At 66.5% G+C, this 22,467-nt stretch carries 16 protein-coding genes; 5 read left to right on the forward strand and 11 right to left on the reverse strand.

All coding sequences use genetic code 11. The annotated features are described in order from the left end of the window. Nucleotides 1–32 precede the first annotated feature (32 nt). The 4 genes from WG208_RS13140 to WG208_RS13155 are packed head-to-tail and all read left to right on the forward strand — an operon-like array spanning nucleotide 33 to nucleotide 3,821. Nucleotides 33–827 carry a CDP-alcohol phosphatidyltransferase family protein gene (locus WG208_RS13140; protein ID WP_337171823.1) on the forward strand — a complete coding sequence of 265 codons (795 nt, stop codon included), beginning with the start codon at nucleotides 33–35 and terminating at the stop codon, nucleotides 825–827. Continuing rightward, on the forward strand, nucleotides 824–1,318 hold the full coding sequence (locus tag WG208_RS13145; RefSeq protein ID WP_337171824.1) for a GtrA family protein: 495 nt from the start codon (nucleotides 824–826) through the stop codon (nucleotides 1,316–1,318). Before WG208_RS13140 ends, WG208_RS13145 begins: the two co-directional genes overlap by 4 nt. Next, complete coding sequence (locus WG208_RS13150) at nucleotides 1,315–2,655, forward strand: aminotransferase class III-fold pyridoxal phosphate-dependent enzyme (RefSeq protein ID WP_337171825.1); 1,341 nt, start codon at nucleotides 1,315–1,317, stop codon at nucleotides 2,653–2,655. The genes WG208_RS13145 and WG208_RS13150 overlap by 4 nt, the downstream gene beginning before the upstream one ends. After that, the gene (locus WG208_RS13155) at nucleotides 2,652–3,821 is read left to right on the forward strand and encodes a Gfo/Idh/MocA family oxidoreductase (RefSeq protein WP_337171826.1); all 1,170 of its coding nucleotides are present in this window, start codon (nucleotides 2,652–2,654) and stop codon (nucleotides 3,819–3,821) included. Before WG208_RS13150 ends, WG208_RS13155 begins: the two co-directional genes overlap by 4 nt. Nucleotides 3,822–3,831: 10 nt before the next feature. On the opposite strand, the gene WG208_RS13160 is transcribed toward WG208_RS13155, so the two are convergent. The 6 genes from WG208_RS13160 to WG208_RS13185 form a co-directional block, all read right to left on the reverse strand. Continuing rightward, the gene (locus WG208_RS13160; RefSeq protein WP_337171827.1) at nucleotides 3,832–5,019 is read right to left on the reverse strand and encodes an efflux RND transporter periplasmic adaptor subunit; all 1,188 of its coding nucleotides are present in this window, start codon (nucleotides 5,017–5,019) and stop codon (nucleotides 3,832–3,834) included. A gap of 11 nt (nucleotides 5,020–5,030) precedes the next feature. After that, nucleotides 5,031–8,225, reverse strand: coding sequence for an efflux RND transporter permease subunit (locus tag WG208_RS13165; RefSeq protein ID WP_337171828.1), 3,195 nt, complete (start codon nucleotides 8,223–8,225; stop codon nucleotides 5,031–5,033). Nucleotides 8,226–8,438: 213 nt separating this feature from the next. After that, on the reverse strand, nucleotides 8,439–11,045 hold the full coding sequence (locus WG208_RS13170) for a zinc-dependent metalloprotease (protein ID WP_337171829.1): 2,607 nt from the start codon (nucleotides 11,043–11,045) through the stop codon (nucleotides 8,439–8,441). Beyond that, nucleotides 11,045–13,621: a zinc-dependent metalloprotease gene (locus WG208_RS13175; protein ID WP_337171830.1), complete on the reverse strand. Its 2,577-nt coding sequence runs from the start codon at nucleotides 13,619–13,621 to the stop codon at nucleotides 11,045–11,047. Before WG208_RS13175 ends, WG208_RS13170 begins: the two co-directional genes overlap by 1 nt. A gap of 105 nt (nucleotides 13,622–13,726) precedes the next feature. After that, entirely contained in the window at nucleotides 13,727–14,425 is a 699-nt protein-coding gene (locus WG208_RS13180) for a LytTR family DNA-binding domain-containing protein (protein WP_337171831.1), read from the reverse strand. Next, nucleotides 14,419–16,215, reverse strand: coding sequence for a histidine kinase (locus tag WG208_RS13185; protein WP_337171832.1), 1,797 nt, complete (start codon nucleotides 16,213–16,215; stop codon nucleotides 14,419–14,421). Before WG208_RS13185 ends, WG208_RS13180 begins: the two co-directional genes overlap by 7 nt. A gap of 23 nt (nucleotides 16,216–16,238) precedes the next feature. Between WG208_RS13185 and WG208_RS13190 the strand changes: the two genes are divergently transcribed. After that, entirely contained in the window at nucleotides 16,239–17,861 is a 1,623-nt protein-coding gene (locus tag WG208_RS13190; protein WP_337171833.1) for an alpha/beta fold hydrolase, read from the forward strand. 36 nt (nucleotides 17,862–17,897) lie between these two features. Here WG208_RS13190 and WG208_RS13195 read toward each other — a convergent pair whose 3' ends face one another. The 5 genes from WG208_RS13195 to WG208_RS13215 form a co-directional block, all read right to left on the reverse strand. After that, nucleotides 17,898–19,520 (reverse strand): alpha/beta fold hydrolase, encoded by a 1,623-nt coding sequence (locus tag WG208_RS13195; RefSeq protein ID WP_337171834.1) that lies wholly within the window; start codon nucleotides 19,518–19,520, stop codon nucleotides 17,898–17,900. A 7-nt stretch (nucleotides 19,521–19,527) separates the two neighbouring features. Then, entirely contained in the window at nucleotides 19,528–19,794 is a 267-nt protein-coding gene (locus tag WG208_RS13200) for a hypothetical protein (protein WP_337171835.1), read from the reverse strand. 35 nt (nucleotides 19,795–19,829) lie between these two features. Continuing rightward, nucleotides 19,830–20,699, reverse strand: coding sequence for an SPFH domain-containing protein (locus WG208_RS13205; protein ID WP_337171836.1), 870 nt, complete (start codon nucleotides 20,697–20,699; stop codon nucleotides 19,830–19,832). Between the two features lie 103 nt (nucleotides 20,700–20,802). After that, nucleotides 20,803–21,963: an MFS transporter gene (locus WG208_RS13210; RefSeq protein WP_337171837.1), complete on the reverse strand. Its 1,161-nt coding sequence runs from the start codon at nucleotides 21,961–21,963 to the stop codon at nucleotides 20,803–20,805. Nucleotides 21,964–21,997: 34 nt separating this feature from the next. Next, complete coding sequence (locus tag WG208_RS13215; RefSeq protein WP_337171838.1) at nucleotides 21,998–22,462, reverse strand: hypothetical protein; 465 nt, start codon at nucleotides 22,460–22,462, stop codon at nucleotides 21,998–22,000. Nucleotides 22,463–22,467: the final 5 nt, after the last annotated feature.

The raw sequence follows: 22,467 nt of genomic DNA on the forward strand, positions 1-22,467 counted from the left end.
ATACGCCCGTCTCCGCCGATCTGCTCTCGTGGATGAACTCCGCCACGTTGACCTGGGTGCCCCTCGTCGCCGTCCTCACGCTGTTCCTCGGTGCTCTGGCCCTCTACGCGGTGAAGACGGCCGTCACCGGGCTCCAAACCACCGAACGTGGACGAAAAGCCGGCGGCAGTGCGGTGCTCGGTGCGTTCTTCGTGGAATATGGGCTCTGGCTCTTCCGTCCTGCAGTGCGCGTGCTGGTGCGCATCGGGGCCCATCCGGATCATCTGTCCTGGGCGTCCTGGTGGCTGCATGTCGTCGCGGCGCTGGCATTGAGTCAGGGAGGATTCGGGTTCGCGGGCTGGATCCTGCTGTTCGGCGCCATCTGCGATTCGCTCGACGGATCGGTGGCGCGGGCGCGCGGACTCTCCTCCGATGCCGGTGAAGTCCTCGATGCGGTGATCGATCGATGGGCCGAGATGGTCGTGTTCTTCGCCTACGCGTGGTACTACCGCGCGTATCCGGTGGGTTTCGTGCTGGCGCTCGGTGCCTGCGCAGGTGGCATCATGGTGAGCTATACGCGCGCGAAAGGCGAGATCCTGCAGGTGGATGCGGGCATGGGGCTGATGCAGCGACATGAACGCGCGACCTGGATCATCGCGGCCACGATCTTCTCCACCGTGATCGAACGCTGGTGGCCTTCCACCGCACCGGGCACACCGCCCCGCCACTGGCTCGTGCTGGCGGCGCTCGGAGCGATCGCCGTGTTTGCCAATGCGACCGCGATGGTTCGCACCCGCTACATCCGGGCCGAATTGCGCGCGCGATCGATCGCGAAGCCCACGCCGTGACGCGCGGTACCGTCCGTCTCGAAGCGTGGCGATTTCTTGGCAGTCAGTTCACCACTGCGCTGGGAACCGGCGCGGAATGGCTGTGCATCTGGCTGCTGCTGCAGGCGCCACTCCACTACGCCGCGGCAGCCATCTTCGGCGCGATCACCGGCGGCATGGTGGACTTTCTCCTCAAAAAACGCTGGGTGTTCGCCACCGCCCGGCAACAGGCACGACGTGAAGCGACACGATATGCCCTCGTGAGCGGAGCCTCCGCGCTCTGGTTCGGCGGTGTCGTCTCGCTCTGTGTCGAACAGTTCGGCGCGACGATGCCGGTGGCCGTCGTCCTCGCCAATGTCGTCGTCGGGCTCTTCTGGAACTACCCTCTGCACCGCTTCTTCGTGTTTTCATCGACTTCACTGGCACCCGTTTCACCGGATGGGCAGGCGGATACGTATCCAGCCGTGCACCCGGTCGTGCGTTCCCCGATGCGCTCCGAGGCGCGCTCATGACGCGCGTTCAGCGAGTCACCGAGATTCCCGGTCCGCGTTCGCGCGCCATCGTCGCGGCCGAGAGTCAGCATCTGGCGCCGGGGCTGCAGAGCTTCGCGCTCTGGACCGGCGTGGCGATGGATCATGGACGTGGCAGTCACATCACGGATGTCGACGGCAACACGTTCGTCGATTTCATCGGCGGCATCGGCGTCAACGCGCTGGGGCACTCCCATCCCGCATTCGTGCAGGCCGTGCAGCAGCAGGTCGCGCAACTGTCCGTGGGCAGCTTCACCTCCGCGCCGCGCGCCGAGCTGGTGAACGAAGTGGCCGCGATGGCGCCGGCCGGTCTCGATCGTCTGCAACTGTATTCGGGGGGAGCGGAAGCCGTCGAATCCGCCATCCGTCTCGCGCGGTCGTACAGCCGCCGCACCGAGATCGTGGGTTTCTGGGGCGGCTTTCACGGGAAGACCGCGGGGGCCATGGCGCTCATGGGCAGCGACGCGCGTCATCATCTCGGCCCTTTCCCGGTCGGTACGACGCAGATTCCCTACGCCGATTGTTATCGCTGTCCCTTCTCGCTGAAGCCGGGCTCGTGTGGCATGGCCTGCGGTGAGTTCGCGCGGAAGGCCATCAAGGCCCAGCCGCAGGGACCGGTTGCCGCCGTCATCGTCGAGCCCATGCAGGGCACCGCAGGCAATGTCATTCCGCCGCGCGGGTTCCTGCCCATCGTTGCCGAAGCCGCGAAGGAAGCGGGTGCATTGTTGATCGCCGACGAGATGATCACCGGCTTCGGCCGCACGGGGAAACCGTGGGGCGTCGATCATACCGGTGTGCGCCCCGACATCGTCACGCTTGGCAAGGCGTTCGGTGGCGGGTATCCGGTGAGCGGTGTGCTTTCCACGACGACGATCACGAGTGCGGAACCCTGGGCCAAACCGTCGGGCGCCTCTTCCAGCTACGGCGGCAATCCGCTGGCGTCGGCGGCGGCGCTGGCCGCGGTGCGCATCATCCGTGAGGAGCGTCTCTGGGAGAACGCCGCCACCATCGGCGCGCTCATGCTGGATGAGCTGCGTCACATGCAGGAACGTTATCCGTTCATCGGCGATGTGCGCGGCGAAGGGCTCATGATCGGCATCGATCTCGTGCGCGATCGTACCACGCGCGAGCCCGTGAGCAGCGATGTGATGCGCGCGCTCTTCTCGAAGGGGGTGCAGCGCGGACTGCTCGCGATGCTGTACACGTCGCGCATCCGTCTGCAGCCGGCGCTCACCATCACCCGTGAGGCGGCACTCGAAGGACTCGGCCTGCTCGACGAACTGTTCGCGGAACTCCTGCACGAAGGAACCTGGCAATGAGCGCAACGACTCGGGGATGTCCGCCGCTGCGCGGTGCCGTCATTGGTTATGGATTCATCGGGGCGCTGGGCCATCTGCCGGCGTACGCGGAGCGTCGGCACCGGCGTGGTGATGTGGAGATCGTGGCCATCGCGGATATCTGCGAGGCGCGGCGTGAACTGGCTGCCCGCACGTATCCCGAGGCCCGCATCTACGCCGATCATCATACCCTGCTCGCGATGGAGGCCGATGGGCTCGACTTCGTCGACATCTGCACACCACCCTGCGATCATGCCGCCATCGCCCATGCGGCGCTCGACATGGGATTGCATGTGCTTTGTGAGAAGCCGTTGACGCCCACGCTGGGTGAGGCGGCCGCGCTGCTCGAGCACGCGGAAGCGGCGCAGCGGGTGTTGTTCCCCTGTCACAACTACAAACACGCGCCGGTCGTGCGGGCCATCCGCGACATCATCGACAGCGGCCGTATCGGCGATGTGCAGGCCGTGGTGCTGAACACGATGCGCAACACTCACGCCAAGGGCGTGACCGAGTGGAACACGCACTGGCGGCGTCATCGTGAGTTCAGCGGCGGCGGGATCGCCATGGATCACGGCAGTCACAGCTTCTATCTCACCTTCGACTGGATGGGCACCTATCCCGTCGCCGTCACGGCCAAGATGACCAACATGGCCGCGATGCGATACGACACCGAGGACAACGCGACGGTGACGCTGACCTTCCCCAACGGTCTCGCCAGCGCCCAGCTCTCGTGGACGGCAGGTGTGCGCAAGGTGACGTACGCCATTCAGGGCAGTCGCGGCGCCATTCTGGTGGACGACGACGATCTGCAGGTGGCCGTGATGCGCGCCACCGATGGTCCCGATGTGGCGCAGGGAGCGGTGGACTGGGATGTCGAGCGGTGCTCGATCGCCTCACACTGGGGAGATGCCAGTCACACCACCTGGTTCGACGCGTTGCTCGAACGTTTCCGTCGGGCCATCGCCACGGAGGACTGGGTGAGCCGCGACGCCCACGAGGCCTACCGCTGCGTGGAAGTCATCACCGCGGCCTATCAGTCAGCGGCCGATGGGTGCCGGGAGATTCCCCTGTACGGCAGCGTCCATCTGCTCCAGCATCATGTGGAGTCGGTGGCGCATGTCGGTGAAGCGATCGCGGTGACGTCCTGAGGGCGGAACGTTACCTGCGCCCTCTCTCCATCGCGTTGACTTTCTGGCCTGACGCGATCGATTCGGCCGGATTGACCACGATCTGGTCACCGGCGTCCAGTCCGCCAAGGACTTCCAGCGTCGTACCGTAGTCGCGTCCCAGGGCGATCTGCACGAGGGCCACGGTGTCGTTCCGGACCCGGGCGACCTGCGGACCATCGGCTCGCATGATCAGCGCGATCGCGGGAATGCGGAGTGACGGCGTGGATGGCACCGAGAGGCGCACCGTCGCGAACATGCCGGGCAACAGGCGACGCATCGGGTTGGGTACACGGACTTCGGTGAGCAAGGTGCGGGTGACCGGATCGATGGCACCGGCGGTGCGCACCACGGTGCCGGCGATCTCCGCGTTGCCGATGTCCTGTACGACGACGGTCGCGCGCGTGCCGGCGCGGACCCGCGCGGCCCCGCTCTGGGGAATCTGCAGCATCACCCGCAGGGTGTCGGTCTGCACGACCGTGAGCAGGGGACGTGCTCCCGCCGCGGCGCCCGCCACCACGAGGGAACCGATGTCGATGGACCGGGCCGTCACGACGCCGTGGAACGGCGCGCGCAACACGCCGAACCGCTGCAGTTCACGCAGGTTCGCGAGATTGGCGTGGGCCGCGCGTGCGTTGGCCTCGGTGACATTGGCGGTGGCGGTGCGTTCATCGAGTTCCTGCGGCGTGACCACACCCTGCGTCGCCAGTTGCTTCCACCGTTCGAGTGACGTGCGCGCCAGCCTGGCACTCGCTTCGGTCTGCTCGATGACGGCCGACGCCTGACGTTCCTGCTCACGAAGCTCCGGCATGTCGAGCACGACGAGGGTGTCACCGGCGCGCACCGGTGAACCGATGTCCACCCGAAGTTCACGCACGAACCCATTCGTGCGGGCGAAGATGCTCGTTTCGTGCAGTCCGGTGATGGTGGCGGGGAGCTCGAACGGTGTCGATGCCGTATCCCGTTTCACCACTTCGGTGAACACGGTGGGCGCCGCGGTCGAGCGTGTGCTCTCTTCCGCCCGGGCCCGCGACTGCGCGAGCCTCGGCAGCAATCCCGCCGCGAGGAGGGCGGCGAAGATGAGCAGGAACACGATCGGCATCATCCGGCCCTGGCGCAGACGACGCGCGGAGGGCGAAGACGGCGAGGGCACGGACAGGAACACGGCAGAGGATCGCATGAAGGATCGCATCACGAAGTCAGTTCCAGCGAAAGGACCGGGCCGCGCCGATGGGCGCGCAGCCTGCTGTACACGAAGGGGAGCAGTGTCAGCGTCGCGAAGGTCGCGAACACCAGGCCACCGATGACGGCGCGGCCCAGCGGCGCGTTCTGTTCACCACCTTCCCCGAGGCCCAGCGCCATGGGCACCATGCCGACGATCATGGCGAGGGCGGTCATGATCACCGGACGCAGACGGGTGGCGGCGGCCTCGATGGCGGCTTCGGGCGCCGTCAGTCCCGCGGCCATGCGTTCATTGGCGAAGGACACGACGAGGATGCCGTTGGCCGTGGCCACGCCCATGCTCATGATGGCGCCCATGAAGGCCGGCACGCTGAGGCTGTTGCCGCAGGCATGAAGCGCCCACACCACGCCCGCCAGCGCCGGCGGCAATGCGCAGGCGATGATGAGGGGGTCGAGCCACGACTGGAAGTTCACGACCATGATGAGGTACACCAGCACGATGGCGAACACCAATCCGGTCGCGAGGCCGGCGTACGAGGCGCGCATGCTGGCCACCTGCCCCCGCATCACCAGGGTGGTGCCACGGGGCAGCGATTCCTTCAACGAGTCGAGCACCACGTCGATATCGCTGGCGACCGCCCCCAGGTCGCGATCGAGCACACTGGCGTAGATGTCGTAGACCGGGGCGACATCGTAGTGGCTGATGATGCCCACGCTGCTGCCGCGCTCGACCGAGATGAGGTTCTGGAAGAGTTGCGGCGTGGCGCCGGCGCTGACGCCCGCCGCCCCCAGAATGGGTGTCCGACCGATGTCTTCGAGCGAGGCCACGCGATACTGCGGGGTCTGCACGTTGACGCTGTACTGCACCCCGTTCTGCGGATTGAGCCAGACATTGGGCTGAGTCTGTCCGCTGGATGCCAGGGAGATGAGCAGATCGTTGGCCACCTCGCGCTGCGTGAGCGACAGCGACGCCGCACGCGCGCGGTCCACGGTGATGTTCAGTTGTGGTGCCTCGAGCCGCTGCTGCAGGTACACGTCCACGGCTCCGGGAACCTCCTTGAGCCGCCGCTCGATCGCGCGGGCGATCGTGATGTTCTCGGCGCGGTTCGCTCCCACCACCTGCACATTGACCGGGGCCGGCAGGCCGGCATTCAGGATCTGGCTCACGATGTCCGCCGACTGGAAGAACACGAGCACATCGGGAAACTCGTCGCGCACCATGCGCCGGATGGCGCGGGCGTAGTCGGCCGTCTTGCCCGTCCGGTGCCCGGTGAGGGCGATGAGCAGATCCGCATCGGTCACGCCGATGGTGGGATTGTCGCTGTACGCCAGGTTGGTGGCACCGGACGTGGCGATGCCGACGTTGTCGATGATGGTGGCCAGATCACCCGGTGGGATCAGGTCGCGGATGCGATTCTCGACGGCCGCCACGATCCGGGCGGTTTCTTCGAGACGCGTGCCCACGGGCGCCCGCAGATGCACGCGGATCTGGCCGGCGTCCACCGTGGGGAAGAAGTCGCGGCCGAGCCACGGGGTCAGGGCCGCTGCCGACACGACCACCAGACCGGCGGTCATCAGCAGACGGCCCGGTTGTTCGAGCATCGCCGTGATGGCATGGCGGTACTGGATGCGCCACCGCTCGAAACGTTCCTCGAAATCGTGATGCAGCCGCGCGAAGGGGCCAGGGCGCTTCGGCATGCCGGCCCGACGCGCTTCGAGCGCCCGCTCGCGCTGCATGGCGTAGCGCACGAGCGTGGGCACCAGCGTGCGGGAGATCGCGTATGAGGCCAGCATGGCGAACACGACGGCCATGGCCAGGGGCCGGAACAGCGAACCGGCCGCACCGCTCAGAAAGAAGATCGGCACGAACACGATGCAGATGGCCAGCGTCGACACCAGCGTCGGCACCGCGATCTGGCCCGCGCCGTCGAGAATGGCCTTCTCGATGTCGGGCTCGTGTTCCTGTACCCGGTGAATGTTCTCGATCCCCACGGTCGCGTCGTCCACCAGCACGCCGACCGCCAGCGCCAGACCGCCCAGGGTCATCACGTTGAGCGTCTGCCCCAGCATGGACAGCACGGTGACCGAACACAGAATGGACAGAGGGATGGACAGCGCCACGATGAGCGTGGACCGCCAGCTCCCCAGGAAGAGCAGGATCATCGCGGCCGTCAGGCAGGCGGCGATGAGGGCTTCCACGACCACGCCTTTGAGGGCGGCCTTCACGAACAACGACTGGTCCGCGAGGACGTCCACTTTCAGCGCGGTGGGCAGGGTGGCCATCACGCCGGGCAGGGCGTTGCGGACCCGGTTCACCACGTCGATCGTGGAGGCGCCGCCGGACTTGAGCACCGTCACGAGCGCACCACGCACCCCATCGCGGTGCACGATGTTCGTCTGGATCGAGTTCCCGTCGCGCACGTGCGCGACATCCCGCACGCGCACCATCGCGCCATTCACCATGCGGACGGGCAGATCGTTGAGCGCTTCGACGAGATCGGGACTTCCATTGAGCCGCACGATGTATTCCCGCTCGCCGATCTTGGCCGTGCCTCCCGGCAGCACCAGGTTCTGGGCGGACACCGCATCGCTGACGTCGGTGGGTGAGAGGCCCCGTGCATAGAGTTGCGCGGGATCCAGATCCACATTGATCAGCCGGGCCCGGCCGCCGTACGGCAGGGGGACACTGGCGCCCCGCACCGTGGCCAGGCGGGTGCGGATGCCGTTGGTGCCCAGATCGTACAGTTGTTGCTCCGACAGGGAGTCGCCGCCCAGGGCGAGCTGCAGCACCGGGACATTGGCGGCGTTGTAGCGCACGATGAACGGTGCCGTCGAGCCGGGTGGCATGATGCGGAGAATCGATTGGGCGGTGGCGGCAAGCTGCGCCACGGCCGACTCGATGCGGGCACCCGGCTGGAAGAAGACCTTGATGATGGTCAGTCCGGAGAGCGACTGCGACTCGATGTGCTCGACATCGTTGACCGTGGTCGTGACCGCCCGTTCATAGGGGGTCCCGAACCGGCGTTCCATCTCCTCGGGCGGAAGACCACTGTAGGACCAGATGACCGACACCACCGGGATGTCGAGCTCCGGCAGGATGTCCGTCGGCATCCGGATGGCCGAGAGCACACCAAAAAGGACCACCAGCAGCGCACCGACGATGAACGTGTATGGGCGCCGCAGGGCGAGTTGTACAATCCACATGGCAGAGGAGCGGGAGACGCCGGTACCGCGGGCGTATCCGACTCGCCCGGCACTGAGATTCTACGTGGCACCCCCCGAATACGCTCCGGGGTGTGACGGAAATGAAACGGGGTGGCCAGCAGAGGCCACCCCGTTCGTCATGTCACAACCCGATCGTACGGGCGGGCAAGCGTCGACTTGCCGTCGTCCGTGACATCCGGCCCCACTGATTTTCTACTTGTCGGTATCCAGCATGGTCTTGATCTGATCGCGGGCGTCCTGCATGTGAGCCCGCGAGGCCCGGTCTCCGGTACGCCCGATCGCGGCGGTGAGCTCCCGATCGAGCGTCCGCATCTCGTCCTTCACCATCGCCCGGAAGTCCCGCGGCTGCACCAGCGGCATGCCCAGCAGCTGTGCGATCTGGGCCTCGACCGGCGAAGGCGCGGGGGGCTTGATCTTGGCCGCCATCATCTCGAGGTAGTTGTTCTGCAGCCGCCGACGGTAGGCCGTGACCGGCTTGCCACTCGCCAGTTCGCTCCAGAGGCCGCGGCGCACGTCGGAGAGCATCTCGCCCAGCGGGTACACGTTGGCCTGGTTGGTGGACGTGGCTTCGATTTCCACCAGACGCTGCAGCTTGGCGTTGGCGAGCAGGCTGTTCAGCGTGCGCGACTGGGCGTTCACGACGCGGTTGATGTTGCCTTCCGATTCCAGCCGGCGCAGCGTCGGCACGTCGATGAGATAGGTCGGCGTGGTGAAGACCTGATCGACGAGGAATTTCACGGCGGCTTTCTGCCGGGTGCGTGACACCGGCGTCCACACCGGACCGCTCTGACTCTGCCGCTTCTCCTGTCGGTCGAGACCGCCCACGATCTTCGTCACGTGGTTGGCTTCGAGCGCCCACTGGCTGATGACGCCGTTGTAGGTGGCACGCAGCAGGGAGAAATCGGCGGTCTTGTCGCCGCTGGTGGCACCATCCACCAGCTTCATGACGCGGGCGAGGTTCTTGAAGCCGAGTGTGGTGGCGCCCACCGCGTCGGCATCACCCACCGCTTCCGACTGTTCACCGGGATCGGCGCCGCCGGCACCGGCGTCATTCGCGAAACGATACCAGGGGATGGTGTCCTGCATGCGCGCCCAGGCATCGAGCTGTCGCAGTTCGGACTCCGGCGAGGTGGCGCCCGGAATCGGCGAGTATCCCCACATCACGGCGTACTTGTCGTACACGCCCACCTTCGGCACCAGATCGGACAGCGGAATGTTGTCTTCCGGTTGCGCGACGTAGTTGAACCGCGCGTAGTCCATGATGGATGGCGAGTGTCCCATCTTCGCCACCCACGTCTTCGAGCGGATCGAATCCAGCGGGTACATCGAGCTGCTCTTGAAATTGTGCGGGAAGCCCAGCGTGTGCCCGACTTCGTGTGCCACGACGAACTGGATGAGACGGCCCATCAGCGAATCGGGGAACGGGAACGTCTGCGCACGTTTGTCGAGATGCCCCACCTGCGAGAAATACCAGTCGCGCTGCAGGTCGAGGATGTTGTGATACATCTGCACGTCGGCATCGATGATCTCGCCGGTGCGGGGATCGACCAGGCTGGGTCCCTGCGCATTGGCCACCGGCGACGGCAGCCAGCGGATCATCGCGACGCTCGCGTCCTCGCCCGAAAAATCGGGATCGTTGGGCGCTTCGCCGGCCACGATGCCTTTGGCAAACCCGGCGGTTTCGAACGCCGGCTGCCATTCCTCGATGCCCGCCTTCACCCACGGCACGAGCCAGGTGGGCGTGGCGGGATCGACATAGTACGTGATCGGCTTTTTCGGGACGCAGAGGTTGCCCTGTTTCCGGTCGGAGCACTCGAGGCGCCAGCGGCTGATGTAGCGACGCGGCAGCACGCGCTGTTCACGTGAGCCGAAGTCGGTACGCGTGCGCGAGAAGAATCCGACCCGTTCGTCGGCCAGCCTCGGCATCATCGGATCATCCGGCAGCCGCACGATGGAGAACGTGTATGCTTCCGTCGTGCTGGTGGGCGCGCCGCCGCCGAAGATCGGGAGCGAGGCCGCGCCGGGTGTCGCCTGCGGGGTGAACGTCTGGATGGCGGTGACGTTCACGTTGCGGGAGAACGCCGAGAACTTGTCCACGAACGACCGTGATGCATCGACCACGGCCCGGCGGCCATTGGCGGTGAACTCCTGCACCCCACCCACGAACAGTCGCGTCACGTCGATCACCGCCGCGCTGTCCTTGCCGTACGCATCGACATTGAACGCGGCGATGATCGGATAGAACTGGATCAGCGACATCGCGCGTTCGGTCTGCAGCGTGGTATCCGACGCCACGTTGTTGTAGTTGACGTCGCGCAGCAGGATGCGGTTGTCCCGGCGTTCGAAGCGCACGAGCCGTGTGGGACCGTTGGTGCTGCCGGTGATCGCGGCATTGGTGCCGGCCAGCACGGTGGTCACCATGAAGTCCTTGCCGAGCTGCGACGCCGGGATCTCGAAGTAGAGGCGCGCACCGATCTGATGCACATCGAAGACGCCCTGCTTCGAGCGGGCACGCGCCGTGATGACGGACGCGTAGGGGCGCGGGGTGGGCTCTCCCTGCGCACCAGCCAACGCGCCGGCCAGCGCTCCGAGATTGGGCACACCGGCCGGCGGTTGTCCCCCCGTGGGCTGTCCGCCACCCGGTTGCCCGGGGGCATTCTGGCCCGCGGGCATTGCCGCCGGTGGACGATTGTTGGCGGGGGTCGCGGCCGGTGCCGGCTTGCTGGCCGGTTTGCACGCGGCGGCCATCAGCGCGGCCGCCGCGAGGGGCATGACATGCGGAATGAGGTCGCGACGCATCAGTCCTTCTTGTCCAGCATGGTCTTGATCTGATCGCGTGCGTCTTCGAGATGTGCCCGGCTCATGCGATCGCCCGTGCGGCCGATGGCCGACGCGAGCTGCGTGTCGAGCGCCCGCATCTCACTCTTGAGAATGGCGCGGATATCGGCCGGACTCACCGGCGCCGGTCCGAAGCCGGCGGGCGCGCCACCCTGTCCACCGGCAGCCGGTGTGGGCGGATTGATCTTGGCGGCCATCTGCTCGAGATACACCCGCTGTAGCCGTCGACGGAACGCATCGATCGGTGCACCGGTGGCGGTTTCCTTCCAGAGACCCCGACGCAGATCGGCCAGCATGTCGGCCACCGGATACACTTCGTTGCGCGACTTCGCACGCGCTTCGAGTTCCACCATGCGCGCCAGGCGATCGTTGGCCAGCAGCGCGGTGAGCGAACGCGCCTGCGCGGCCCCCACGCGGTTCAGCGAACCGTTCGCCTCGAACTTACGCAGGATGTTGTCGTCAAGCAGCCACGTGGGGGTGACGTAGGCGTTGTCGAGCAGGAACTGCACCGCGTCCTTCTGGCGCTGCGGTTCCACGTTGCGCCACACCGGTCCCGTCTGCCCCACGCGCTTCTGCTGACGGTATTCGGCACCGACGATGCGGGACACGTGCGCGAGTTCCGTGGCCCACTGGTTCACCGTGCGGCCATACAGCTCCTCGAGATTTTCGTACGTGTCGCCTTCCTTCCACGCGGTGGCGCTTTCGAGGAAGCCCATCACCCGCTTGAGATTCCTGATGCCCAGGGCGGTGGCGCGCACCGCGTCGGCATCACCCACGGCCTCGGACTGCTCCGCGGGGTCCGCCCCCTGGGCACCGGCGTCGTTGCTGAAGCGATACCAGGGGATCGTGTCCTGCATGCGTGCCCACTGATCGAGCTGACGACGTTCGTCTTCGGGCGTGCGCGCGCCGGGAATCGGGCTGTATCCCCACTTCACCGCGTAGACGTCGTACGGTCCGACCTTCGGAATGAGATCGTCGAGTGCGATGCCGTCCTCGGGCTGGGCGACATAGTTGAAACGGGCATAGTCCATGAGCGTGGGCGTGTGGCCCATCTTCGCCACCCACGTCTTCGAGCGCACCGAGTCCAGCGGATACATCGAGCTGGCCTTGAAGTTGTGCGGGAAGCCGAGGGTGTGACCGACTTCGTGCGCCGTCACGTATTCGAGCAGGCGGCCGGCGAGCGTGTCGGGGAAGGGCAGCTTCTGCGCACGCGGATCGAGCGGCCCGACCTGCGTGAAGTACCAGGCCCGCGTGAGATTCATGACATTGAGATACGTCTGCACGTCGGCGTCGAGAATCTCGCCGGTGCGCGGGTCCTTGAGCGACGGACCCACGGCATTCTCGGTGGCCGACGGCAGCCAGCGCACCATGCTCACCGTGGCGTCTTCACCCGAAAAATCGGGATCGTTGGTGGGCGCTTCGGCCGCGATGATACCCTGATAGAAGCCGGCCGCCTCGAATGCCGGCTGCCAGGCTTCGATGCCCTTGCGGATCCACGGCTTGAGCCAGGCCGGGGTGGCCGGATCGAGGTAGTACGTGATGGGCTTCTTCGGCACGCAGAGATTGCCGACCTTCCGATCGCTGCATTCGAGACGCCAGCGCGAGATGTAACGACGCGCTTCCACGCGCTGCGTCGCGCCCGAGAAATCGCGCTGCATCACGCCGAAGTATCCCACGCGGTCGTCCTGCAGCCGCGGCATCATGGGATCTTCCGGCAGCTTCGCGATCGAGAAGGTGTACTTCTCGGTGGTGGGCGCCGTGGCGTTCGCGCCGCCCGGGCCACCGGGACCGCCACCGCCGGACGCCGCGCCCTGCGGTGTGAATGTCTGCACGGCAGTGACGTTCACGTTGCGCGAGTAGGCGGCGAACCGTTCGATGTACGAACGCGCGGCATCGACCTGCGCGCGGCGACCCAGCGCCGAGTATTCCGGCACCCCGCCCGTGAACATGCGCGTCACTTCCACGACCGCCGAGCTGTCGGGGCCATAGGCTTCGATGTTCAGCGCCGTGAGGATCTTGGTGACGCCGATGAGCTCCGCCGCGAGACGCTGCGACGCGGCGGTATCGGCGATGATGTCCCGATAGGACGCCTCGCGCACGAGTACGCGATTGTCGCGTCGTTCGAAGCGCACGAGATTGTTGCCACCCTGCGTGCCGCGGATGCCGATTTCGTCGGGCGTGCCGGCCAGCGTGGTGACGACGACGTAGTCCTTTCCGAGTTCGGTGCGCGGGATCTCGAAGTAGAGACGTGCGCCCACCTGATGCACCTTGAAGACGCCGTTCTTCGTGACCGCGCGGGAGGTGATGACGGCGCCGTACGGGCGAGGTTGCGGATCCTGGCCGGAGGCACCAGGGGCACCACCGCCGGGCTGTCCGCCCGTCGGTCCTGCCGTCGGGGCCGGACCGGCGGCCGGTCGGGCCGCCGCGGGTGCCGGCGCCGGCGTGGCGGCGGGTGGGGACTTGGGCGCGCAGGCGCCGAGCGCGAAGCCGACCGAGGCCAGGCCGGCGGTGGCGAAGGCAGAATGAGCGTAACGCATTCGAGGGACTGGTAGAGAGGGCAGGGCCGGCGTCGTCGCAAGCCGGAATGGAAAATCTACGTGATGTCCCGGGCTGATGCCCCTCGCCGCCGCCAATATGGCGTCTTACAGCAATCGCTCGCGGACGGATTGCACGCGGGAACGCCCCACCGGGAGTTCCATGCCGCCCTGCATGCGGAGACGATACCGGCCACCACTCTCCACGAGCAGCGAATCCGCGAGGTGCATGTTCACGAGATACGAGCGATGGATGCGCACAAACGCCGCCGGCAACACCTGCTGCAGCCGATCGAGGGTCTTGTCGTGCAGTTCCCGTCGTCCGTTCACCAGGCGCAGCGCGCAGTAGTCTCCATCGGCCTGGATCCAGGCGATGTCCTCCACCGGGATCAGGGTCACACCGTGAACCCGCCACACCCCGAGCTGACGCGCGGCACGCCCCGACGTGCGGGACGCCGTTTGTGCCCGCTCGAGCGCCTGGGCCAGTCGCGCACGGGGAAAGGGTTTGGCCAGGAAGTCGAGCACGCCCAGGGCAAACGCCTCCAGCGCACGGTCGGCATGTGCCGAGATGACGATGGTGTGAAACGTGCTGGCGATCGCGCGATGCAGCAGGGAAAAACCGTCCTCTCCCTGCAGGTTGAGATCGAGCAGCAGCACATCGATGGGAAGTCGCCGCAACACGTCCTCGGCGTCATCCAGGGACGCCGCGCTGTCGATCGATGTGGACGACCCCAGGAGTTCGCGGCACAGGCGCACGATGCGCTGCTGCACCAGCGGCTCATCTTCGACGACGAGGATTCTCAGCACGTGGCGCGCTCCTGCCATCCGCGGTGCATGACGGCTCGTGGCAGCACCAGGACGCTTACCCATCGGGTGTCTTGCGGGCGTTGTTCGAAGCGCCAGTCGGTATCGAATGCGGTACGCAGACTTGCCTCGATGAAGCGGGTGCCGGTGCCGGGGGTTCCGGGCGTGGCGGTTCGTGCCGCGCCCGAGGTGCGCAAGGCCACGGACATCCGAACCGACATCCGCAGGACGAGGTGCGTGTCGCCCATGTGCTCCGCCTGCAGCAGAAAGTCGGGCTGAGGATCGATCGTGTCATGCGACGACACCACGCCCACGCCGTGCGTGAGGCCATTCTCGACGAGCGTATGCAACACACCGGGCGGCAGGGCGAGGTCCTGCCACAACGATGTCCCCTCGAGATGCAGCACGAGCGGACGGGGCCGCCCGATGGAGACAATGGCGAGGTGTGTCCGGCAGAGCGCGATCTCGTCGTCCACGGCAATCCATGTCTCTTCGCTGGCCGCGCGCACGAGACGGAACTCCTCGCCCAGCAACTCCACCATGCGACTGGCATTGGCTGGTGAACGTTCGATGAGTTCCTGCAATGACGTGAGCGTGTTCATGAGCCAGTGCGGATGAATGCTGTGGCGAAGCAATGCGGTGCGGAGGCGCGCCCGCGTCGCTTCGAGCGCCACGCTGCGCTCGGCGCCAGCCCGCAGGTATCCCGCATGGGCCAGCAGCACCGTGACGAGGATCGCGGCAAAGGCGATCATGTAGAGGCCATCGATGTAGACGGCCGGAGCGATCAGTGCGGCGGCGAGTGTCGTGCCGAGCAGCACGGTGAACATGCTGGCGGCATTGTCCGGGTCATGACGTGCGGCGCGGTAGGTGATGAGCAAGGACATGGACAGCCCGCTCACATGCAGCAGCCAACTGGCCAGATCGAACGTGGAGGCGAACACCATGATGATGAGGATCGCCAGCCCATACAGTCCCCGCTCTGCCCGTCGTGCCTTGGTGGGATGTGTGTCGAAACGCAGCGCGAAGTACGCCGGCAGCAGCAACGCCGACAGGGCCGTCAGCACGCGGATGGCCAGCAACCGCGTCCGATGCAGATCGTAGGGATAGCCCACGAGCGGCCGCCACGCCTCGAGCATCGGAAGCACCAATCCCACGAGGCAGAGACCGAGCAGCGCCCAGGCTCCCTGTCTGGCGCCGGTACGGGCGATCACCGCGCCGACATAGAGAGCCGCCACGAGCAGGCATCCCATGGCCAGCGTGGGCAGCAGCCAGGCGCGATAGCGCCTACCGTACAGATCATCGAGCGGCTGGACACCCACCTGGAGATCGGCGCGGGAAAAACCGCGACTCAGGTGCTGACTCGATGCGCGGATGACGAGCGTGTGCGTGCCCACGGTGGCACGGGCAGGTGGTACCGGTACGATCCAATCGATGCGACCGGGTGTTTCCGTCGCCACACTGTTTCCCACGATCCCGTTGGACGGGAGCGCTTCGGCATCCCACGTAGCTTCACTGGCGCCGCGCACACCGATGAGGATGCCCAGAGGACGCGCCGTCTCCGCGCTGGTGAGTCGGACGCGATACTGCAGCAGATACGGGCCGGTCCACATCGCCGACATCTGTCCATCGAGTGGCCGCCATTGTCCCGGTGGATCCTGCTCGAGCCGCATGCCCACCGGTTCGAGACGCACCCCCATCGGGCCGTTGCTCAGGTGGAACCCCACCAGCAGCAATGCGATGAGTGGAAACGGGATGAGCGCGAGACGCAGGCGTGACGCAATCCTGAAGGCCATGTGGGGAAGGTAGCACACCCCTGATGTCGATCCGGTGCCGTTCGGCGGAGTGCTGGTGCCGTTGGCCGATCGATCGCGCCATCGTGTGGGTCGTGGTGGCAGTGTGGGGCATGCACATTCTCCCGACGTTTCCCATATCAGCCATTGGCTTCATACTGGCCATGGTCGTGACAGGACTGCCCGTATTGCCTGTTCCCGCCGTCGCCATGACACAACCCGATACGCGCCCGTCAATCTCGCCAATCCGGTTCGAGCCCTATCAACTCGTCACGCGAGCGCACGGCACCATCGACGCGGAACTGGGTGTTCTCGAAGTGCCGCGTCGACACGATCAACCGGACGGACCGACGCAGACGTTGCGCATGGTGCGGTTACGCGCCGTGCATCCGACTGCGGGCGCTGCGCCCGTGATCTATCTGGCTGGCGGCCCGGGCGGATCGGGAATCGATGCGGCGCGTGGCGGTCGCTGGCCGGTGTTCGATGCGGTGCGTCAGCATGTCGATGTCATCCTGCTCGATCAACGCGGAACAGGTCGTTCCGATCCACCACCGGCATGTCCACGACCGGGCGTCGCACCCCTGCGCAACGACTCGGTGATGACCGAGGCCCACTATCTCGATGCCGTACGCCGCGAGACCATGCGCTGCGTGACCTGGTGGCGCAGCCAGGGTGTCGATCTGGGTGCATACACCACCCTGGAGAGTGCACGCGATCTCGACATGATCCGGCGCGCGCTCGGTGTGCCGCGCGTGAATCTCTGGGGCATGAGCTACGGGACACATCTCGCGCTGGCCACGCTTCGTCGGTTTCCCCGCGCCATCCAGCGTGTGGTGCTGATGGGAACGGAGGGGCCGGATCACACCCTCAAGGATCCGCGTGATGCGGATCTCCTGCTGCGTCGACTTGCCGAGTGGACGGCGCGTGATACCATCGCCCGCACACTGACCCCCGATCTCGAGCAGGCGCTGCGCGATGCGTTGCGATCGCTGGAGGCGCGTCCGCTCCCGGCCATGGTGCCAGGCCCGCCCGGCGTCGGTGGACCGATGATGATCGGCGCGTTCGATCTGCAACTCGTCGTGGCGGTGGCGCTCGGACGTACGCAGACGGCCTCGCTCGTTCCCGTCATGCTGGCCATGGTGCAGCAAGGTGATGCGTCGCTGGTGGCGCAGTTGATCGGCGGTCTGCGGGAGGGTCTGCTGCGGCCCGCTGCCATGTCGTTGGCGATGGATCTGGCGAGCGGCGCCACACCGGCCCGTCGCACGTTGGTGATGAAGGGCGAACAACAGAGTGTTCTCGGACGTGCGCTCAATTTTCCGTGGATGGCCCTGAATGCCGCCGAGTACGGTGTGCCCGATCTCGGCGATGCGTTCCGGGCGCCGGTCCGATCGGATGTCCCCACGCTCTTCGTGAGCGGCACGATGGATGGACGCACACCACCCGCCAATGCCGACGAGGTGCGTCGCGGATTTCCACATTCGTTCACGCTGTTGCTCGACGGAGCGGGACACGATGACGATCTGTGGCTGGCTTCCCCCCGGATCGCGCCGGTCCTGAGTCGATTTTTCAGCGGTGATCGTATCAGCTCGGAGACCATCGTGACGCCACTGCTGCGGATTCCCGCCCCACCGGGGAGTGCGCGCGACTGACCATGGGTGACCATGAGCCGCACGCGCGCTCCGGTACTATTTGAGCGTCCGCACCATCCAATCGGCCAGCGTCCCCAGGACTTCCCGGCGTACCCGCGTGTTCGGCAGCAACGCATACCCGTTCAATGCTCCGGTGGCGTCGGCGAGCATGAGGTGATTCGTGGCCGGAAAGTGGTGCAGCGACACCTGACGATTGCCCGCCGTGCGCAAGGTGGCGGCGATGGTGTCCGCCTGCTCCTTCGTGATCTGCAGATCGGTGTCTCCCTGCAGCACGAGCACCGGCTGCTTCACCTGCCGCAACACGACACGCGGATCGGTGCGCATGAAATAGCCGAACCACGTATTGGCACGCTCGAGTGAATCCAGCCCCGGCGGCACTTTGCGACGCAGCGAATCGCGCTGGCTTTCGGTGACATCGGAGAGTTCCCGGATGACCGTCTCGTTCTGCTGGACGAGAATGCGGCGGCCATCGTACGCCGGCCCGGCGAGCAGGGCGATCGCGCGCACCGAGGGCTCACGCACGGCCACCAGCGGGGCGATCAACCCGCCCTCGCTGTGTCCGGCCAGCGCAATGCGCGTGGGGTCGATATCGGGACGTGTCCGGAGCCAGGCAATCACCGATTGCACATCGTCGGCGAAGTCCGCGCTCGTGGCGGCATTGCGCGTGGAGGCGCCACCGCTCGCTCCCACGCCCCGATCGTCGTAACGCAGGACGGCAATGCCCCGTCGACCCAGCGTGTCGGCGATCTCGCGAAACGGCTGATAGCCGCGGATGCCGGGAATGCGCGAGTCGCGCTCCTGCGGACCGCTGCCGCTGATGGTGATGACCACCGGCATCCGGCCTGTTCTGCTGGACGGCTTGGTGAGAGTGCCGGCGAGCGTGTAGCCACGCACCGTGGGAATCGTGACCTGTTCGGCCGTGTAGGGTGCACCTGCCGGCGCTCCATAGTCCACCGATTCCGCGCTCGGCGCGGCCACGGCCTTCGCGACCCGCACCGCCCGGAGCCCCTGCGCGGGCACCGCGATCTCCACCGGCACCTCACCGCTCCACACCGTGCGCAGTGTCAGTCCGCTGATGGCCAGGGTGGTGGTATCGCCAACACCGGCCACGGTGCCTTCGATGGTTTGTGCGCCCGCCGACATGAACAGCGGCACCACCCGACGGTTCGCCTGCCGCGCGACGCGCGAGACGATGGCACCGTGCGTGACCGACTGCCCCATGAAGGGAATGGCGCCATTCTGGCTGGGCACGGTCTGACTGCGCGACTGACCGCCGGCGCGTGCGTCGATCACCACACTGTCTCCGCGGGGTGTCAGCGTGACGTCCTGCACCGGTGGGGCATCCGCCGCGGCATTGGGCGCCCGGACCACGATGTTCAGCGCCGAGAGGGTGGTGCCACTGCGCTGTTGCACCCAGGTGATGGAAGGCTGACCACGCATCACCAGCACACCGCGAACCGCGGTGGCTTCGATGGTCACGGTTTCCGTGCCCAGGGTATCCGTGCCGCGCAGGTAGACGAAATACAACGGGTTCGGTGCGCCTGCACTCTGTGCGCGCGCCAGACGGGCAAACATGAAGCCCGCCATCAACGCGCAGAGGGTGATCAGCAGCGTGGAGAAGCCGGCACGGCGGGAACGAAGAAAGACGAGGTGCAGCATGACACACTCATTCGTCGGAGGAGGATCCATCGATGTCGTCGACCGTGCGGGCGGCATCGTCGCGGACATCATGGGAAGCATCATGGGAATCGGGAGCGGCGTCGTTCTGCCGACCGGCCTTCGGGGACGGCGCGCGCCCCGCATCGCGAAGCGCACGCCGCAGCAGAAACTCGATCTGCCCGTTGAGACTGCGCAGATCGTCGTTGGCCCAGCGCTGCACCGCATCGAGCACGTCGCGGTCCACACGAAGCAGGAACGACTTGCGGTCAGCCATGACACAACACCGGGCGTCGGGACATCATCGGGACATCAGGTGTAGAGCGAACCGGTGTTGACCACCGGCTGCGTCGAACGTTCGGAGCAGAGCACGACGAGCAGGTTGCTCACCATCGCCGCTTTGCGCTCGCCGTCGAGTTCCACGATGTCGCGGCTCTTGAGTGCATCGAGTGCCAGTTCCACCATGCCCACCGCACCTTCCACGATCGTCTGCCGCGCGGCCACGATCGCGCTCGCCTGCTGACGCTGCAGCATGGCCGCCGCGATTTCCGGCGCGTACGCGAGATGACTGATACGCGCTTCGATCACCTCCACGCCCGCCTTGGCCAGTCGCTCGTGCAGCGCTTCCAGCAGACCCTTGTTCACTTCGGCCTGGTGCGTGCTCAGCGAGATCAAGTCGGTGCCGTGCGAATCGTACGGATGCGTGGACGCCAGCGCCCGCAGCGCCGACTCGCTCTGCACCGCCACGTACTGCACATAGTCGTTGACCTCGAAGATCGCCTCGGCCGTGTCGATCACCTTCCACACGACGATGGCGCCGATTTCCACCGGATTCGATTGCGCGTCGTTCACCTTGAGCTTGTTGGTCTCGAAGTTGCGCACGCGCAACGACACCGACGCCCGCTGGATGAAGGGGTTCACGAACCAGAGTCCCGGGGTGCGCACGGTGCCCTGGTATTTGCCGAAGAGCGTCAGCACCTGCCCTTCATTGGGGGCGACGGTGAACAGCCCCTTGAAGCAGAGCGACGCGAGGCTGATGGCGATCGCCCCGCCGACGGCCATGACCGGGGAATCCGAGCGGGCGCCGCTCACGATACCGGCCACGCTGGCCGCGATCACCACGAACAACAGCAGAGCGACGAGCAATCCGGGAGCCGGTCGGGCTTCTTTTTCGCGGAGCATATGTCTGTAGACCTCAGGAGGGGGTGGTATTGAAGTGATATCACTTTAGTATCTCGTACGCAATGGAGGGTGATGGGTTTCGGGACCCCGAACCCACGACCCACTACTCTTTCGCCAGCCGCCTGATACTGAGAATCCCCAGCGCGGGCCCCACCGCCAGCGCGGCAAATGCCCACGGCCAGCCGACCCACGCCACCAGCACCGGGATGATCTGGATCGTGATCGTGGTGAGCAGGAAGCCGACGGAGGTCTGAATGGTGAGGGCGGTTCCCACCGCGTGGGGCGGCACACTCTCGGTCACCAGAACGGAGAACTGCGCGCTGTCGGCGATCACGAAGAAGCCCCAGGTCAGCGCCAGGGGTGCGAGCAGCCACCATGACCGCCCGAAGGCCAGTCCCACCAGCACCGCACAACTGCCGCTCACCGCCATGGCCCGGTTCACCAGACGGGCGCGGCCGATGCGGTCGGCCATGAGACCGCCCCAGATGCAGCCGATGCCACCCACGGCGATCACGCCGAACGACAACAGACCGATCCAGGGGGGCGTGTGCCCACGGCCGGTCGCTTCGTGGGCCGCGGCGCTGGCCGCAAGGAAGGCCGGAATCCACGTCCAGTAGGAATAGAGTTCCGCCATGTGTCCGAGATACCCACCGGTCGCGAGACGCCAGCGGCGTTCGTGCACCACGGTGGACACCAGTCCCCACGAGAAGCGGCGCGACGGAAACGCATGCGGCCCATCGTGGTAGCGCCAGCCGATCAGCAGGGCGGCAAGCAGCGCGGCGCCGCTCGAGCAGAACACCACGCCGGCCACCGTGGCGTCCGGCACGGCCTGCGCCAGATAGGGTGCGGCTTTGCCCACCGTGAGGGCGCCCACCACCGTGCCCACCGCCAGCCCCCGGCGTTCCCGGAACCAGGTGGAGGCCATCTTCATGGCCGGGGGATACACGCCGGCGATGCAGGCGCCACAGAGCGCCCGGGCCACCAGTGCCCACCCGAAGCCAGGCGCGAGCAGCAGCAGCGCGTTGCTGGCAGCCCCCAGCGTGGCGGCGGTGGCGAACAGGCGACGTGCGGGCACCACGTCGGCGAGGTTGAGCAGGGCCGACACGGCCGTGCCCACCACGAAACCCAGTTGCACCACGGTCGTGAGCCAGCCGACCTGCGTGGTGGTGAGGGCCCAGCGCTCCGTGAGTTGCGGCGCGACCGCACTGCCCGTGAACCACACCGACATCCCCAGCAACTCGGCCAGCGCAATGAGCCACAGCATGCGCCAGCGAGCGGGATGGGTGTCCACCGGTTGACTAGCGATCGTGCGGCACCGCGCCGAATTCGCCCAACTGCTCCGCGGCGGCCCGGAGAAACCGATCCACGCGTCCGGTGCGGCCGCCGAAGCTCCGGAGAAACCGCAGGATGGGATTGGTGGTGATGCTCGATTCGAACACCGTCAGTATCGTGCGATCGCCCTGTCCATCGGATGATTCCTCGAACTGCACACGCCATTCACCCACGATGTCCTGACTGTCGTTGCGGAGGCGCAGCCACAGCATCTCCGGCGCCTGCTCGGCGGTCACCTCGAACGCCGGCAGCGATGGACACCAATCGGGGATCTGGTCCACCGCCCGTACGAGGCGCCAGACATCCTCACGGCGCGCGGCCAGGGAGACACATCGGGCGATATCGACCCGCGCCGGTATCATCAACCCACCCACGACCATCGCGATCAGTATCGAGGCGATGGTGGCCATCACCATCAGAATCCAGTTCATCATCG

It is taken from the genome of Gemmatimonas aurantiaca (assembly GCF_037190085.1).
In the GTDB taxonomy this organism is placed as follows: domain Bacteria; phylum Gemmatimonadota; class Gemmatimonadetes; order Gemmatimonadales; family Gemmatimonadaceae; genus Gemmatimonas; species Gemmatimonas aurantiaca_A.